The following is a 15441-nucleotide window of genomic DNA, read 5'->3' on the forward strand; positions in this document are numbered from 1 at the left end:
AGCCTTTCTAAATTTTAGTTAAATAAACGCCACTTTCTAAATGAGGCGTGAGAGCAAACTGATCAAAAAGGGCGAAATTTGTAATAGTGTGCGTTTTTGTGAGTTTGATTAAATTTTCTTTAAGGCTTGCAGGATTACAAGAAATGTAAATGATGTGATGATAATTTTGAGCTAATTCTATCACGCTTTCTTCAAGTCCAGCCCTTGGAGGGTCAAGGAGAATATGGGAAAAATGAAAGCTATCTAAATCAATGTCCTTAAGTCTAAAAAACTCCCTCTCTTTTTTTAAAGCCTTGCTTAATTCCTCACTCGAAAGCCTTGCAAAATGGATATTTGTAGCATTATTTAAAGTGCAGTTTTTAAGGGCGTAGGCTATGTTTTTTTTGCTAAGTTCTGTGGCTAAAATTTGCTTAAAAGAAGAGGCTAGGGCGAGGGTAAAATTTCCATACCCGCAATAAAGCTCCAAAAGGTCGTTTTTTTCCTCAGTTGAAATTTGCTTTAAAACCCACTCTATCATCTTTTCATTGATGTAAGTATTAGGCTGTATGAAGCAGTCATTGTCAAATTCATAATGAATCGCCTCTCCTTTAATGTCTAAAACCTGCCTTAAGTTTTCTTTACCAAAAACAAGCTTTTTACCTTTGCTTCTTGCAATGAGATTAAGATTTAAATTTCGAGCTAAATTCGCTAAATTTTCTTTAAGGGTGCTAATGTCTTTATGGTAAAGTAAGGTTACACTAAGTTCTTTTTTACTTGCTAAAAATTCCACTCCAAAAAGCTTATTTTTAAGCGTATTATCATCATTTAGTGCTTTTAAGAGCTTTGGCATTAAAAGACAAATTTTTTCATCAACAAAGTCTAAATTTTCTACGATGTATTTTTTTCTTCCATTAAACATCGCATAAAAAATCACACCATTTTCATTATGAAAAAAGCTTAATTCAACTCTCGTTCTAAAATGAGAAGTAGGGGAGCTAAAAAGCTCAAATTCCCCCTTATAAAAGGGAGCAAAAAATTCTCTTGCAAAATGAGCTTTTTCTTTAAAATTTGTGGGAAAATTCATCAAGTCTTTTTACCGAAAATACGCAATAAAATAAAAATAAGAATTAAGTCCAAAGGTAAAACTATCCATACACTCAAACCCAAAGTTACCGGTAAATAACCCGCAAATAAAGATATAAAACATATGAAAATGGCATAAGGCATTTGCGTTTTAACATGGGCTAAAAGCTCACATTTGCTTGCCATAGATGAAAGTATCGTGGTGTCCGAAATGGGTGAGCAGTGATCTCCAAAAATAGCTCCTGTTAATACAGCGGAAATATTGATAACCATATAATGATGTAGTTGAGCATCCATCAATTCATTATGCACCCCCAAGCCTATGGCAAGTGGCACGGTAAGTGGCATTAAAATACCCATTGTTCCATAACTAGTGCCTGTTGATAGAGATACAACGGAAGAAAGTAAAAATACAATCAAAGGCAAAAGATAAAGCGGCAAAGTGTCAGAAAGTAAATCAACTAGATAAATAGAAGTGCCTAAATCTTTAATGACGGAAGATAGGGGCCAAGCACACATTAAAATAATGACCGTAATAATCATCATTCTCCAGCCATAAGTCCAAGTCATTATTCCCTCTTTTAGTGTGAAAATTTTTCTATAAACCCCCATAATGATAGCGACAATACTTGCAAGAAATGCTGCTTGAAATAAGGCTGTGGCTGTATCTGCCGATGAAAAAGTCTCTCTTAAAGCAAGGAGGCTTAGGGGTGCAAGTTCGATTTGAGCTTTTAAATTAGTATCTTCAATATTAGCATAACCGCTAAAATAAAAGCCTACAAAGGAAAAAACGATTAAAATACCAAGAGGAATCGTAGCGTTTGAAGCTTTTAAATCAATGCCTTCTTTAGGTTCTAAAAGCTTGTCTTCAAGATTTTCACTCGCATTTTGTATCGTGCTAAAATCGATGTTTTTAGCGTGTCTTTGAGCTTGTAGCATAGGACCAAATTCTCTTTCTTGTAGTATGGTAAAAAGTACAAAAGCAAGCATAAGAATATTATAAAAGCGATAAGGTAAAGTTTGTATAAAAATTTCAAAGGCGTTAATTTGCTCTCTACTTTGATTAAGAGCGAGAAAGAGCTTATCGTCTATCAAATCATAGCCTTGCTTAATGACAGAAAGTTCAAAGCCTATCCAAGTGGAGATAATGGCAAGTCCAGCAATGGGTGCTGCCGTAGAATCCATAATGAAAGCAAGTTTTTCGCGAGAAATTTTAAATTTATCCGTTAATGGACGCATAATAGGACCAACAATAAAAGAATTAGCATAATCATCAAAAAAGATAAAGCAACCCATAAACCAAGTGGCAAGTTGAGAGCTTTTAGCTTTTTTGGCTTTTTTAGCAAACCAAGTGGCAACAGCCTTTGTTCCACCCATTTTAGTGATTAAAGCTACCATACCACCTATGGTAAGCATTTGTAAGATAATACCAGCATTAGAAGTGTTAGCCAAAGATTCTACTGCTTTTTTGACAAAAATCACAAAGCTATTAACGAGAGCGTAAAAAATATTTTGCTCCACCAAGGCGAGCATAAAGCCACCGCTTAAAGCTCCTATAAATAAAGATAAAATTACATCTTTTGTTATAAAAGCTAAAGTAATAGCAATAATGGGCGGCAAAAGACTAAAAATACCAAAAAACTGAGCATTAAAAGTCGCATCACCAAATAAAAATAAGGGGGTAAAACATAATAACAATATTTTCATTGTATCCTTTCAGTGTGAGTTCCTGCCCAAGTTTGTGTTATAGGCATAAGTTCGATTTTATTTACATTAATGTGTGGCGGAAGATGAATAATGGACATTACCACCCTAGCAATATCTTCTGCCGTGATAAATTTAGTATCTTCATAAACGGCATTTGCTTGAGCCTTATCTCCTTTAAAACGCACTTCGCTAAATTCAGTTTTGCAAAGTCCGGGCGCTATGTTTGTAACCTTAATATTTGTTCCTCTTAAATCATTTCTTAACGCCCTAGAAAACTGCCCCACAAAGGCTTTCGTTCCGCAATAAACATTACCACCGAAATACGCCACATTTTCCGCTATGGAGCCAAGATTAAAAATATAGGCATTTTCTTGCCTTCTTAAAAGCGGTATAACAGCCCTTGCTACATATAAAAAGCCCTTGACATTAGTATCGACCATAGCGTCAATGTCATCAAGGCTTAATTTATCAAATTCCTCAAGTCCTAAGGCTAGTCCGGCATTATTAAAAAGCACGGAAATGTTTTGAAATTCGCTAGGCAGAGTAGCCACAGCTTCAAAAAGTTCTTTTTTCTTTCTTACATCAAGATTAAGCGTGTGAATTTCTTCTTTATAAAGCTCTTTAAGCTTGTCTAATCTTTCTTTGCGTCTTGCTAGAGCAACGACCTTAAAGTCCTCATTGATAAAGGCTTTCACACAAGCCTCTCCAAAACCAGAACTCGCACCCGTGATAAAAGCAACCTTCTTCATTATTCTAAATTTTCTCCATAAAATAAATTTTCATTTTCCTTAAGCCCTAAGCTTCTGAGGTAAATGGCGTTTTCTTCTTTATCTGCCATTAGGGCGAAGTCAAGCGCATTAAAGCCTAAATCATCAACAGCAAAAATGTCCGCCTTTTTTTCTACCAAAAGCTTTAACATAGCGACATTAGAAAAACTAGCAGCGTGCATAAAGACATTTTTAGAAGTATGCTCTAAGGCACAAAGTGTGATGAAATAGGGCGTTGTATTGTTAGCATTAAGGGCTAATTTTTCATTATTATTAATATATTTGGCATTGACATTTGCACCCTTTTCTATGAGAAGTTTAGCGACTTCATCTTGATGAAATTCTAAGGCGTAAAAGAGTGGAGTTTTGCCAAAAGCGTTGGCGTGATTGACATTTGCACCTTTTTGGATTAAAAATTCTACATTTTGCTTATTTTCTAAAGCGTAAAAAATGGCACTTTCATAGCCTTCGTTTAAATCAAATCCAAATTTTAAAAGCATATTAATAATTTTAATATCTCTAGCATTTAAGAGGGCTGACCTTAAGGCGAGATTAAGCTCGGCAAGAGAAGGGCTATTTGCCATAATATATTGCTCTAAATGCACTTCGTCATAATTTTTATTTGCCATCATTTTAGCAAGAGTGCTGATATCTTTATGGATTTTACTCTCTCCAACAGCCCAGTTTAAAAATTCGTTTAAGGCATTGCTTGTGAAATAAATATTACTTCCTTTATCAAATTTAAAATTTCTTTCAAAATAAGCTTCTAAAGGCTCAATGGCTTTATTATATTCTTTCCAAAATTCTCTATAAAGTCTAAAATTTCCTATACTTTGATACGCCCAGTAGCGAAAATATGCCTTTAAAGCATTATTTCTCTCTTCTGTATCCTTTGCGTCTGCGAGTTTTTTTTGGTAGGTTTGGGGACTTAGGGCGATTTCTAAAAGCAAATATTGAAATTCTTTCAATTTATCAAAATAGCTAAGTCCTGAGCAAATGCTATTGTTTCCACGAATTTGATTAGAAAGCTCATAAAGCTTTTGTGTTATAGCTTGATTTTTAAGAGAAAATTCGCAAGTTTGAAGATTGTCAAGCAATTCTTTTTGATTTAAATCAATTTTTTGATTAAAAATTTTTGCCTTATTTTCTATAACAAATTCGCAATTTGCCAAGCCAAAACTTAGCAAAATTACACTTAAAAAAATTAAAATTTTCATTTTAACCCTTACAAAAGCTAGAGTTTTAGTCCTCTAGCTTGAAATTTTGTATCTCATTAAAATTAAGATATTTGTAAATATTTGCTTTGTTTGCGTCATTGAGTTTATCTTTGACGATTTGCAAATATTCTTCTTTATTGGGAATTTTACCTAAAATTGCACACACGGCTGCAAGTTCCGCGCTACCAAGATACACCTTAGCACCCATTCCCATTCTATTGTCAAAATTTCTCGTTGAAGTGGAGAAAACGACAGCACCATCATTAACCCTAGCTTGATTTCCCATACATAAGGAACAGCCCGGCACCTCTATCCTAGCACCTGCCGCACCAAAGATACTATAATAACCCTCGTTAATTAGTTGAGCCTTATCCATTTTAGTCGGTGGCACAACCCAAAGGCGTGTTTTAAGTATGCCTTTGTCTTTTAAAATTTCACCTAAAGCTCTATAATGCCCTATATTTGTCATACAAGAGCCAACAAAAACTTCATCGATATTTTGTGGGCGTTTAGGATCTTGCAAAATTTCACTTAAGGTCGCTACATCATCAGGGTCATTAGGACACGCCAAAATAGGCTCTTTAATCTCATTTAAATCGATTTCAAGCACATAAGCATATTTTGCGTCCTTATCTGCTCTTAAAAGAGTAGGATTTTTAAGCCACTCTTTCATTTTTTCCGCTCTTCTTTTAAGTGTGTCTCGATTTTCATATCCAGCTTTAATCATTGCTTCTATAAGGCTTATATTTGATTTAATATATTCGCTCACGCTTGCTTCATTTAAATCCACACAGCAAGCCGCCGCACTTCTTTCAGCTGAAGCGTCGCTTAATTCAAAGGCTTGTTCGACTTTTAAATCTGGTAAGCCTTCAATTTCTAAAATTTTACCGGCAAAAATGTTCTTTTTATTTTGCTTTTCTACGCTTAATTTTCCGTCCTTAATCGCATAATAGGGGATAGCATTAACTAAATCTCTTAGGGTAACTCCGGGTTGTAACTCTCCACGAAAGCGCACCAAAACACTTTCAGGCACATTTAAAGGCATAGCGCCCGTTACCGCCGCAAAGGCTACAAGCCCACTTCCTGCTGGGAAAGAAATGCCGATAGGAAAACGCGTATGCGAGTCTCCGCCTGTTCCCACGCTATCAGGTAAAACAAAGCGGTTAAGCCAAGAGTGGATAACGCCGTCTCCAGGCTTTAAGCTCACGCCTCCACGACTTGTGATGAAATTTGGTAGGGTTTTGTGGAGCTTAGAATCGCTTATTTTAGGATAAGCTGCTGTATGGCAAAAGCTTTGCATTACAAAATCTGCATTAAAGCCAAGACTAGCAAGCTCCTTAATCTCATCTCTTGTCATCGGTCCTGTGGTATCTTGTGAGCCAACCGTCAAAGTCATAGGCTCTATATACATACCAGCTCTCACGCCCTCAACGCCACAAGCACGCCCTAGCATTTTTTGTGCTAGAGTGTAGCCTCCCTCGCTTACTTTTGGCTGCTCTGGTTTGATGAAAATATTTTCATTTTCAAGCTTTAAAAATTCTCTCGCCTTAGCACAAAGCCCACGCCCTATGATAAGAGGGATTCTTCCACCTGCTCTTACTTCATCGATGATGGTATTGGGGCTTAGTTTAAATTCGCTAATAACCGAGCCATTTTTAATAATTTTACCCTCATAAGTATGAATTTCAAACTCATCGCCCATTTCGAGCTGACTTACATCGCAAACGATAGGTAAAGCTCCGCTATCTTGAGCGGTATTAAAGAAAATTGGTGCTATGGTTGAGCCTAGTATGATGCCCCCACTATGTTTATTTGGCACACCTTTAATCTCTTTTCCTAAATGCCATTGTATGGAATTGATAGCAGATTTCCTACTTGAGCCTGTGCCGACTACATCGCCGACATAAACGACTTCGCGACCGCTTTTTTTAATCTCTTTTATTTTTTCTAAAGAACCGGCTTGTCTTACTTTTAGCATAGCATTAGCGTGGAGTGGGATATCGCTTCTTGTAAAAGCATCGCCAGCGGGACTTAAGTCGTCCGTATTTGTTTCTCCAGCGACCTTAAAAACTATGCATTTGATTACTTCAGGGAGTTTTTCTTTTTTTAAAAACCACTCCGCATTTGCCCAGCTTTGTAAAATTTCTTTAGCATAAGCATTAGTTTGGCTTAATTCTGCTATGGTATGGAAATCATCGTGGATAAAGATGATATTTTTAAGCACATCAGCGGCTTCTTTTGCTAAAGTTTCATTTTTTAAAGCTTCGATTAAAACTTTGACATTATAGCCACCTAGCATAGTTTCTAGCATTTTAAGGGCGCGTTTTTTATCGATTTTAGGGGCGTTAATTTGTCCTTTTAAAATTTGATCTAAAAATTCGCATTTGACTAAAGCAGCATCATCAACGCCAGGATTGACTCTTTCTTCTAAAAGTGTAGCTAAAAACTCATCATCACTTGTTTTAAGCAGCTCACAAAGGGCTTTTGTTTGTTCTACGCTTAAAGCTAAAGGTGGAATGCCAAAAGTCGCTCTTTCTTTAACTAGAGCATCATATTCTTCTATAAAAGACATCGCTTCTCCTTAATAATTTTTTAGTTGCAATTTTAACATTTATAAAGATAAAAAATATTTAAATTTTATTTATAAATTGCCTTTTGTTACTTATTGATACAAGAAAATAAAAAAATTAAAATAATTTATTTTCCTCCTCCTCTTTTTTGCTAAAAAGCTCGAGAAATTTTTGAGTATTTTGTAGCAAAATGAGGCAGTAGGTAAAGTCTTTAAAATGTTTCAAATCTTCTAGTTTGTTATAAGAATAATCGCAAAAAAGCGAATTGCACAAAGCGTTTTTAAAGCCTTTTATACCCTTTGCTTTTTTCTTCCAAAAATCAAAATTTTCTTCATTAAAAACGACAATAAAGGCTTTTCTAGCTTTGCCAAATTCCGTGATTTCGAAGCTTTCATTAATAAAATAAATTTGATAAGAAATATTTTTTTTAAAATCAAACGCTATTTTTCTCCCATTGTTTTCCAAAAGGTTAAGCCACTTAACAAAAATATTAATATAAAAAAAAGCGATAGGTAAATTTTTATACAAATTCCCTTTATAAACAAAAGTGCTAAAAAATAAGGAGCTACTTTTTTGAAGCTCAAAACTATCATCACAAAGCGTTTTATAATCACCGCAAAGTTTCAAAAGATAAGCCGTATCATCAAGGCAAAAAAGCGTATTATTTTTAGCATTTTTAATAAGGTCGAAATCTAAAAAAACATTTGCATTAAGTTGTTGAATATTAAAAATTTTAGCAAATTCTAATGCTATTTTGTCGCAAAAAATGAATTGTAAATTCTTTTCCTCACTTAAAAAACGCAACAACCTCAAAAGTGCCTTTGTCAAATTCTCGCACAAAAGATAAAAGACATCTTTATCTTCGGCGATAATTTGCTTTTCGCTCACTACGACAAAAGCTCCCTTTTTTACCGCCTCTTTTAATTCTTCCTCATCGTTTGAAAAAAAGGCGTAGCCAGGCTTTAAGCTTTGCAAATTAAGAGCAAAACCACCCACACTGAGCATACTACCTTCATTTAGCACTTTTGCGTTTAAAAGTTCGCTTAAATTTGAAATTTTCATTAGCCTATTAAAGAGCCATTTTCTACAAGTCCATTGGGACTAATTAGCACAAGTTTATCGCCACTTTTGGCTGAAAGTATCATACCATCACTTTCATAGCCAAAAATTTTTGCCTTTTTAAGATTGGATATGAGACATACTTGCTTACCTATAAGCTCTTCTGGTTTGTAAAATTTCGCTATGCCTGAAAGGACCTGTCTTGTTTCGCCATTTTCAAGCTCAAGTATGAATTTAAGCAATTTTTCACTCCCTTCAATCCTTTCGCATTGTTTTACCAAGGCGACCTTAAGCTCTATTTTGGCAAAATCTTCAATTTTAATTTTAGGGCTTTCATCTTTTTTTAATTCTTCTTTGACGGAACTTAAAAGTGGCTTTTCTATCTTTGGAAATAAAGCCTCGCAAGCATTTGCTTTAAAATTTAAAAGCTCATCGTTTAAAATGAGTTTTTGATAATTTTGCAAAGTGATGTCGAAACTAAGAGCTTTAGCTACCTTTTGTGTGCTTTTAGGCAGGGCAGGGTGCAAGAGTAAGCTAACCTTAGCTAAAATATTCGCACATAGAGAAACTAGAGCATTTGCCTCGCTTGTTTCATTGTTTTTTATCAAATTCCAAGGCTCATATTTGCTTATGCTTAAATTTGCTACACTCAAAGCCTTAAAAAGCTCTTCTAAATAGCGATTGAATTGAAAATTTTCTATGAATTCTAGGGCATTTTGAAGATGTAAATTTGCTTCCTTTAACTCTGCTTTATAAAAATTTAAAACTTCATCTTGCAAAATATTGCCATTTGAGTATTTAAGACTCATTCCTATAATGCGGTTTAATAAATTGCCAAATTCATTACTAAGCTCGGCATTAATGCGGTTTATAAGCATTGTTTCGCTAAAGTCCCCATCATTTCCAAAAGGCACTTCTCTTAATAAAAAATAACGAAAAGCCTCCAAACCATAGGCATCTGCTATGATTTTTGGATAGAGGGCATTACCTTTTGACTTGCTCATTTTTTTTCCGTCCCTAGTCCACCAGCCGTGTGCGGCGATGTGTTTTGGTAAGGGTAAATCAGCACTCATTAAAAAAGCAGGAAAATAAATCGCGTGAAAACGCAAGATATCTTTACCCACTAAATGCACAAAAGCGGGTAAAAAGCCTAAATTTTCGCTTTTTTCATCAAGTTCTAGTGAGCTAATGTAAATAAACAAAGCATCAAGCCATACATAAATGATATGCTTATCATCGTTTAAATTTGACGGAATTTTAATCCCCCACTCAAAGCTTGTGCGTGTGATAGAAAGGTCTTTAAGTCCATTTTCTATAAAATTGACAAGTTCTGCCTTTTTATTTTTAGGCACTATGGGTTCGCTTTCATACCATTTTAAAATGTCTTTTTCATATTTTGAAAGCCTGAAGAAATAGCTTTCTTCCTTCAAAAGTTTCGTTTCTTTTCCGCAATCAGGACAACCGCATTGCGAGATGAGTTGAGACTGCGTAAAAAAACTTTCGCAAGAAACGCAGTAATATCCTTCATATTCACCCTTATAAATGTCGCCTTTTTCCCACATTTTCAAAAAAATTTGTTTGACAAATTTAATATGCCTTTCATCTGTGGTGCGTGCGTAAATATCATAGCTTATCTCAAATTCGTCCCAGAGTTTTTTAAATTCAAGACTGATTTTATCGGCGTATTCTTTAGGGCTGTGATTTTTATTTTTAGCGGCTTGTTCGATTTTTTGTCCGTGTTCATCGGTGCCTGTTAAAAAGAGCGTTTTATGTCCGCTAAGTCTATAAAAGCGTGCTAAAGTATCGGCAATAATGGTCGTATAAGCGTGTCCTAAATGAGGGACATCATTGACATAATAAATCGGTGTGGTAATATAACGCATTTTACTCCTTTAAAATTCAAATCCGCCTTCGGTTTTACCCTTAGACATACTATTATAAACGGCATCTACATAGTTTTTTCGTGTAGTGCAACTAAAAATTTCTTCACATTGATAGCAGGAATTTAGTCCTCTATCATTTTGACATTTTTGCAAAATGTCTTTTTTGAACCTCATATCTTCTTCAAATTGATCAGCCATTATATGCCTTTAAAAGCTTATTGATTTCATACTCGCTACCGAAAAAACAAGGACTAGTAGCGTGAATTTTATCAAATTCAAGCTCAAGCAAAGAGGCGTTTTGTCCGTTTGTAGTCGCTCCTCCAGCTTTTTCTATGATGAAAGCAAGGGGGAAAATTTCAAAAAAGGCTCTTAATTTTCCATTTGGAGCATCTTTTGTGGCAGGGTAGCTAAAAAGCCCTCCGCCCTTAAGTAAAATTTGATGAATATCGCTTACCATAGCACCGCTATATCGTAATCTATATCCTTCTTCAAAAAGCTCTTTAATGAAATTTGCGTGTTTATTGTCCCAAAATTTTTGCGTGCCACCGGTAGCGTTGATTTTGCCTTTTTCAGCCATTTTAAGCTCTTTGACAAAGTCAAATTTACCCCCCTCATTTAAACGATACAATTTAACTTCCTCACCCTCGCAGCAAACAAGCTCAAGTCTCGCTCCATAAATGCTATAAAGTGCCGCTTTTAAATTTTTAGGCGAAACTTCCTCTTTATAAATAGCAAAAATAGAGCCTATGGCAAAATTTACATCCATCAAAGAAGAGCCATCAAGTGGGTCGTAAGCAACGATAAATTGGGCATTTTCATTGAATTTTAAAATTTCTTCTTTTTCTTCGCTAATGAGAGCTTTTAAAGCTTTGCTTTTGCTTAAATGATGGGTAATGATTTCATCACTTAAGACATCAAATTTAAGCTGAGTGTCGCCGCTTGAGTTTTTTTCCTCGCTGTATGAAGTGTCTGGAAACTTAAGAGCGTTTGAAATGTCTATCACGGCTTCTTGTATGAGTTTAACGAGTTCTTGCATCAAATTCTCCTTTTAAGGCATTGTTAAGTATGAAGGAAGCGATTTGCTCTAGGTCATTTAAATCAAGCCAAATAAGGCTTTTGTGAGAAATTTTTTCATAGCTAGCCACTGCATTTGAGTGGGCGAAATAATTCTCGTCAATATCCTTATAAAAAACGCTAATTCTAGGTAAATCAAGCTCTTTAAGTCCCTCAATGAGACACAAATCAAATTCCACAAGCTTTAAGGCTTCGAAAATATCCCTTTTCTTGTGAGAGAAAAGGATTGTTTTTGTTGGGCTTAAGATGATGGTCTCAGCACCACTTTGAAAGAATTTAAAGCTATCTTTGCCCTCTTTATCAAAATTTGCTTTATCGGCTGGATCGTGCTTAATAACGAGAACCTTTAAGCCTTTTTGCATAAAGTGCCGTGTTAATTTTTCTATAAGCGTAGTTTTACCAGAATTTGATGGACCGCTAAAAGCCATAATAAGTTGCTTCATATATACTTCTTTAAAAATTTTACAAAATTATATCTTTTTAAAGCAAAAAATTTATAATAATGAGATTTTTTTAAAGGATAAGTTGATGAAAAATATAATTTTAATTTTTGCTTTGTTTTTAACTTCTTGCGTAAGTAAAAATGAGGTGCAAAAAGATGTCGATTTAAAAACACAAACATTAATGTTCGCACAAAAACATAAAATTAGCATTGATGAATTAAATATTGTAGCGACCTTGAGTTATCTTAATCCCACCTTAGATGAGGAGAGCGAAAGGGATATTTTTATTTTATCTTTCACGCCCCATTTGTTAGAATTTCATAGTTTAAAAGTTTTTATTAATCATAGAGAGGCACAAGTTGAGGCACTTAAAACAAATGATGAGCTTTTGAAATATCTTATTAATAATAGCTATACGAAATATTTTAAGGTTTATTTACCTAGCTTTAAAAAAGAAAATTTTCTTAAAGCTAGGGTTTGTTCGCTAGAGTTTGCGTGTTTTGAATTAGATTTTCAAAGATATCCGAAATCTTTATATTATCGTTCAGAAGATGTCGATACGCAATATAATTAGCCAAAACTTTTTTTCCATAAATTCGCGTTTCTTGGTAAGGCACAAGCTCCATCGATAAAAAAGGCTCAAATTTCCCTTCTTTAAACATATCGTTTCTTTTTAAAAGTCTGCTTGTGAAACCTATGCCTGCATTATAGGCGTAAAAAACATAAAGTGGTGAATTAAGATGTTTTTCTAAATAATTAAGATGATGATTGGCAAATAAATAAGCAATTTCTGGCTTAAACATAAAATCTTGGTCAAAATTTGCAATTTTAAGCTCCTTATGACCGATGTGATTTGCTAAAAATGGCATAAATTGCATAACGCCGAGTGCGTAAGAAGTCGAAATCGCCGTAGGGATAAAGCGACTTTCTTGTCTGGCTATGGCTAAAATAAGGGCTTGTCTTTTTGCTTCATAATCTTTTATGTATTCATAATAAGGCATAATAAAATAGTTTTTTTTGTCGCTTTTTTCTTTGATTAAAGCGTAAATAGGCAAGGTGCTTTCTGTTTTAAAATGCTTTTCTAGCTTTTTTAGCTCATTTGAGTTGGCATCTCTTATCTTTCTAGCAAGATTTTGCCAAGCAAAAGGATCGCTCATATCAAAATCGCTTTTTTTCTTAGGAGCTTTCAATACTTTAAGCTCGATAAAAGGTGCGTTAGTAAGCTCTCTGGCATAAAGGCTATAAATGTTTAAAGATTGACTTTTGGCTAGTTCTTTTAGATGCTTTTCATCTTTTTTAATAAGCCACAGCCAAAAAAGAGCATTGTCTTTATTTGCCTTCACTTTAAAGCTTTCGTAAGCATTTTTAAAAAATTCATAAGCCAAATCTTCTTCTTCAAAAATAAGCGCATTAACTCCTAGATAAAAAGCACTATCTTCACTTACAAGGGTAGCATTGACATCTAAAAGCGACTCGGCAAATTTGGCATTTTCTTTTTTGATGATGATATTTTGTGCGAAATTTTTAAAATTTTCGTGCGTGGCAAGCTTATTAACAAATTTTTCATTGAGATTAAAATCCGCTTTTTTAGAATAATTAAAATATTTAAAAAAAGCATTTGTGTCTTCATTTTTAATAATATAACTCATAGGATTTTTTTCATTAAAGGCAAGAAGTAATGTGTTAAAATTTGGTAAATTTTTTGCAAGGATTTGCCTTGTATCTGGCGTAAGAGAGGCGATGAAAGCAAGGGAATTTAAACGCACACTTTGACAGCTAGTATTTGCATCTAGTATATTTTCTTTTGTGTAGGTGTAGCATTTTGCATATTTTGAATTAACATAAGGTTTTATAGGAGCGAGTTTATCAAGCTCCTTTTTTAAAGAACCGACATAGCGAAAAATGTGAGTATGCAAATTTTTCGCCTCTTTTTTATCTAGAGCATCATTTTGCAAAAGTCTATAAATATAATAATCTTTAGCTATGGAATTTTCATATTTTTTAAGGGTTTCTAGCTCGTAGGGAGCAGCATTTAAAAAACACAATGTAAAGATGAGTAAAATAAGCTTTTTCATCGCATAAATCCTACAATTAAATTGCCTAAAAGACTATTAGCAAACCATAATGCTAAAATAATAATTAAGGGTGCGAGATCTATACTTCCTATACGCGTTGGAATTTTGCTTACTAAACGATAGGCAGGAGCGCTAAGTTTGTATAAAATTTGCACGATGGGATTATAAGGGTCTGGGTTGACCCAGCTAAGTAAAGCACTAATCACAATCACCCAAGTGTAAATATTAATTAAAAATTGCAAAAGTTGTATGAAACTAATGATTAAAAAATCCATTTTAAGCCTTTCTAGCAAGTTCTTTTATAAAGGGTTTAAGATGAGGATAAAGCTCATTAAGCTCGGGTCCGTGTGTGCTACCCGTTAGCACTATCCTTAAAGGCATAAAAAAATTTTTGCCTTTTAAGCCACTTAGTTTTATTAATTCTTGTTTAAATTCCTCATAGCTCTCTTTTAGCTCACATTTTTCTAAAGCTTCTTTTAAAATAAGGCTTTCTTTCTCAAATTCCTTATAATCTTTTGGACCAAAAATAGCATTTAATTTTTCCTTAAGCTCGACTAAGGTGCTAGCCTCTTGAGTATAAAATTTCGCCAAAGGGGCTAAATTTTTATCCGTTTTTAAGAGAGCATTTAAGCTTGTATCGTCAAGTTTTTTAATATGTTCTCTATTAAGTTGCAAGAGCTTTTTTAAATCAAATCTCGCTGGAGCTTTAGAAAGCTTAGTTAAATCAAACCACAAAATCGCCTCATCAAGAGTAAAAATTTCACAAGGCGTTTTATTGCCAAGTAATAATAAATAATTTGCCACCGCACTCGGTAAAATCCCGCTTTCTAAAAGCCACTTTACGCTAGAGTGCGCTTCTCTTTTACTCATTTTTTGTCCCTCTTCATTAAGGATAATGGGCAAATGCGCGTAAGTCATAGGCTTTTCATAATTTAAACTCGCACGGATATGCTCTTGTTTGGGAGTGTTAGAAACATGGTCTTCACCTCTTATAATACAAGAAACCCCCTCAAGCATATCATCAACCGCACAAGCAAAATTATAAGTGGGAGTTTTATCCGCTCTCATAATGACAAAACTATCGATATTTTCAGGCTCAAAGCAAAGCTCTCCTTTGATAAAATCTTTAAATCTCATCGCTTTTTCTGGCTTTTTAAGGCGTATAACAAAGGGCTTTTCGTTTTCTAAAACATCGCTATCTTGCAAATTTTCACAAGTTCCATCATAGCGGTAAGGTTTATTTTGTGCCTTAGCAGCTTCTTTTTTAGCGTTTAATTCTTCTTCCGTGCAAAAACAAGCAAAAGCCCTTTTTTCACTCACTAGTTTTAAAGCCATTTGTCTATGAAATTTCAAATTTTCACTTTGCACATAATAATGCTGCCACGAAATGCCAAAAAGTTTTAAAATTTCCTTAATTTCCTCTTCTTTCCCTGCGATATTTCTAGCCTTATCTGTATCTTCTATGCGTAAGATAAAGTCCGTTTTCTCTTGCTTAGAGCAAATGTAATTAATCAAAGCCGCCCTTAAATTCCCTATGTGCATATCTCCAGTAGGAGAGGGTGCGAAACGATACATTTTATAACC

The 15441-nt window shown here is 34.4% G+C and carries 14 protein-coding genes; 1 reads left to right on the plus strand and 13 read right to left on the minus strand.

Features of this window, described 5'->3' with window-relative positions; all coding sequences use genetic code 11:
- Positions 1–7: 7 nt before the first annotated feature.
- From trmA to mobB, 10 genes are all read right to left on the minus strand, one after another.
- Positions 8–1063, minus strand: coding sequence for a tRNA (uridine(54)-C5)-methyltransferase TrmA (gene trmA, locus EL158_RS03960; RefSeq protein WP_034955920.1), 1056 nt, complete (start codon positions 1061–1063; stop codon positions 8–10).
- Complete coding sequence (locus tag EL158_RS03965) at positions 1063–2769, minus strand: Na+/H+ antiporter NhaC family protein (RefSeq protein ID WP_027304015.1); 1707 nt, start codon at positions 2767–2769, stop codon at positions 1063–1065. The genes trmA and EL158_RS03965 overlap by 1 nt, the downstream gene beginning before the upstream one ends.
- Positions 2766–3518 (minus strand): SDR family NAD(P)-dependent oxidoreductase, encoded by a 753-nt coding sequence (locus EL158_RS03970; RefSeq protein ID WP_027304016.1) that lies wholly within the window; start codon positions 3516–3518, stop codon positions 2766–2768. Before EL158_RS03970 ends, EL158_RS03965 begins: the two co-directional genes overlap by 4 nt.
- Positions 3518–4753 carry an ankyrin repeat domain-containing protein gene (locus EL158_RS03975; RefSeq protein ID WP_027304017.1) on the minus strand — a complete coding sequence of 412 codons (1236 nt, stop codon included), beginning with the start codon at positions 4751–4753 and terminating at the stop codon, positions 3518–3520. Before EL158_RS03975 ends, EL158_RS03970 begins: the two co-directional genes overlap by 1 nt.
- Positions 4754–4778: 25 nt before the next feature.
- Positions 4779–7325, minus strand: coding sequence for a bifunctional aconitate hydratase 2/2-methylisocitrate dehydratase (locus tag EL158_RS03980; protein WP_027304018.1), 2547 nt, complete (start codon positions 7323–7325; stop codon positions 4779–4781).
- 115 nt (positions 7326–7440) lie between these two features.
- Complete coding sequence (locus tag EL158_RS03985; protein ID WP_027304019.1) at positions 7441–8385, minus strand: hypothetical protein; 945 nt, start codon at positions 8383–8385, stop codon at positions 7441–7443.
- Positions 8385–10265, minus strand: a complete 1881-nt coding sequence (gene metG, locus EL158_RS03990; RefSeq protein ID WP_027304020.1) for a methionine--tRNA ligase — start codon at positions 10263–10265, stop codon at positions 8385–8387. Before metG ends, EL158_RS03985 begins: the two co-directional genes overlap by 1 nt.
- 9 nt (positions 10266–10274) lie before the next feature.
- On the minus strand, positions 10275–10463 hold the full coding sequence (locus EL158_RS03995) for a hypothetical protein (RefSeq protein WP_027304021.1): 189 nt from the start codon (positions 10461–10463) through the stop codon (positions 10275–10277).
- On the minus strand, positions 10456–11301 hold the full coding sequence (locus EL158_RS04000) for a class 1 fructose-bisphosphatase (protein ID WP_027304022.1): 846 nt from the start codon (positions 11299–11301) through the stop codon (positions 10456–10458). The genes EL158_RS03995 and EL158_RS04000 overlap by 8 nt, the downstream gene beginning before the upstream one ends.
- Positions 11285–11782 carry a molybdopterin-guanine dinucleotide biosynthesis protein B gene (gene mobB / locus EL158_RS04005; RefSeq protein ID WP_027304023.1) on the minus strand — a complete coding sequence of 166 codons (498 nt, stop codon included), beginning with the start codon at positions 11780–11782 and terminating at the stop codon, positions 11285–11287. Before mobB ends, EL158_RS04000 begins: the two co-directional genes overlap by 17 nt.
- A gap of 85 nt (positions 11783–11867) precedes the next feature.
- On the opposite strand from mobB, the gene EL158_RS04010 reads away from it, so the two are divergent.
- Complete coding sequence (locus tag EL158_RS04010; RefSeq protein WP_027304024.1) at positions 11868–12356, plus strand: hypothetical protein; 489 nt, start codon at positions 11868–11870, stop codon at positions 12354–12356.
- Here EL158_RS04010 and EL158_RS04015 read toward each other — a convergent pair.
- From EL158_RS04015 to gltX, 3 genes are read right to left on the minus strand one after another with little or no spacing between them, the layout of a single operon-like run.
- Positions 12253–13857: a lytic transglycosylase domain-containing protein gene (locus EL158_RS04015; protein ID WP_027304025.1), complete on the minus strand. Its 1605-nt coding sequence runs from the start codon at positions 13855–13857 to the stop codon at positions 12253–12255. The genes EL158_RS04010 and EL158_RS04015 overlap by 104 nt on opposite strands.
- On the minus strand, positions 13854–14132 hold the full coding sequence (locus EL158_RS04020) for a YggT family protein (protein WP_004277249.1): 279 nt from the start codon (positions 14130–14132) through the stop codon (positions 13854–13856). The genes EL158_RS04015 and EL158_RS04020 overlap by 4 nt, the downstream gene beginning before the upstream one ends.
- A 1-nt stretch (position 14133) precedes the next feature.
- Positions 14134–15432, minus strand: a complete 1299-nt coding sequence (gene gltX / locus EL158_RS04025; RefSeq protein ID WP_027304026.1) for a glutamate--tRNA ligase — start codon at positions 15430–15432, stop codon at positions 14134–14136.
- Between the last annotated feature and the right edge of the window lie 9 nt (positions 15433–15441).

The organism is Campylobacter upsaliensis, assembly GCF_900637395.1.
Classification (GTDB): domain Bacteria; phylum Campylobacterota; class Campylobacteria; order Campylobacterales; family Campylobacteraceae; genus Campylobacter_D; species Campylobacter_D upsaliensis.

Coding starts and splice junctions, on each gene's coding strand:
- EL158_RS04015 (WP_027304025.1), bottom strand. CDS start 13,857: ATGAAAAAGCTTATTTTACTCATCTTTACATTGTGTTTTTTAAATGCT.
- EL158_RS03970 (WP_027304016.1), bottom strand. CDS start 3,518: ATGAAGAAGGTTGCTTTTATCACGGGTGCGAGTTCTGGTTTTGGAGAG.
- gltX (WP_027304026.1), bottom strand. CDS start 15,432: ATGTATCGTTTCGCACCCTCTCCTACTGGAGATATGCACATAGGGAAT.
- metG (WP_027304020.1), bottom strand. CDS start 10,265: ATGCGTTATATTACCACACCGATTTATTATGTCAATGATGTCCCTCAT.
- EL158_RS03975 (WP_027304017.1), bottom strand. CDS start 4,753: ATGAAAATTTTAATTTTTTTAAGTGTAATTTTGCTAAGTTTTGGCTTG.
- EL158_RS04010 (WP_027304024.1), top strand. CDS start 11,868: ATGAAAAATATAATTTTAATTTTTGCTTTGTTTTTAACTTCTTGCGTA.
- EL158_RS03995 (WP_027304021.1), bottom strand. CDS start 10,463: ATGGCTGATCAATTTGAAGAAGATATGAGGTTCAAAAAAGACATTTTG.
- EL158_RS03980 (WP_027304018.1), bottom strand. CDS start 7,325: ATGTCTTTTATAGAAGAATATGATGCTCTAGTTAAAGAAAGAGCGACT.
- trmA (WP_034955920.1), bottom strand. CDS start 1,063: ATGAATTTTCCCACAAATTTTAAAGAAAAAGCTCATTTTGCAAGAGAA.
- EL158_RS04020 (WP_004277249.1), bottom strand. CDS start 14,132: ATGGATTTTTTAATCATTAGTTTCATACAACTTTTGCAATTTTTAATT.
- EL158_RS03965 (WP_027304015.1), bottom strand. CDS start 2,769: ATGAAAATATTGTTATTATGTTTTACCCCCTTATTTTTATTTGGTGAT.
- EL158_RS04000 (WP_027304022.1), bottom strand. CDS start 11,301: ATGCAAGAACTCGTTAAACTCATACAAGAAGCCGTGATAGACATTTCA.
- EL158_RS03985 (WP_027304019.1), bottom strand. CDS start 8,385: ATGAAAATTTCAAATTTAAGCGAACTTTTAAACGCAAAAGTGCTAAAT.
- mobB (WP_027304023.1), bottom strand. CDS start 11,782: ATGAAGCAACTTATTATGGCTTTTAGCGGTCCATCAAATTCTGGTAAA.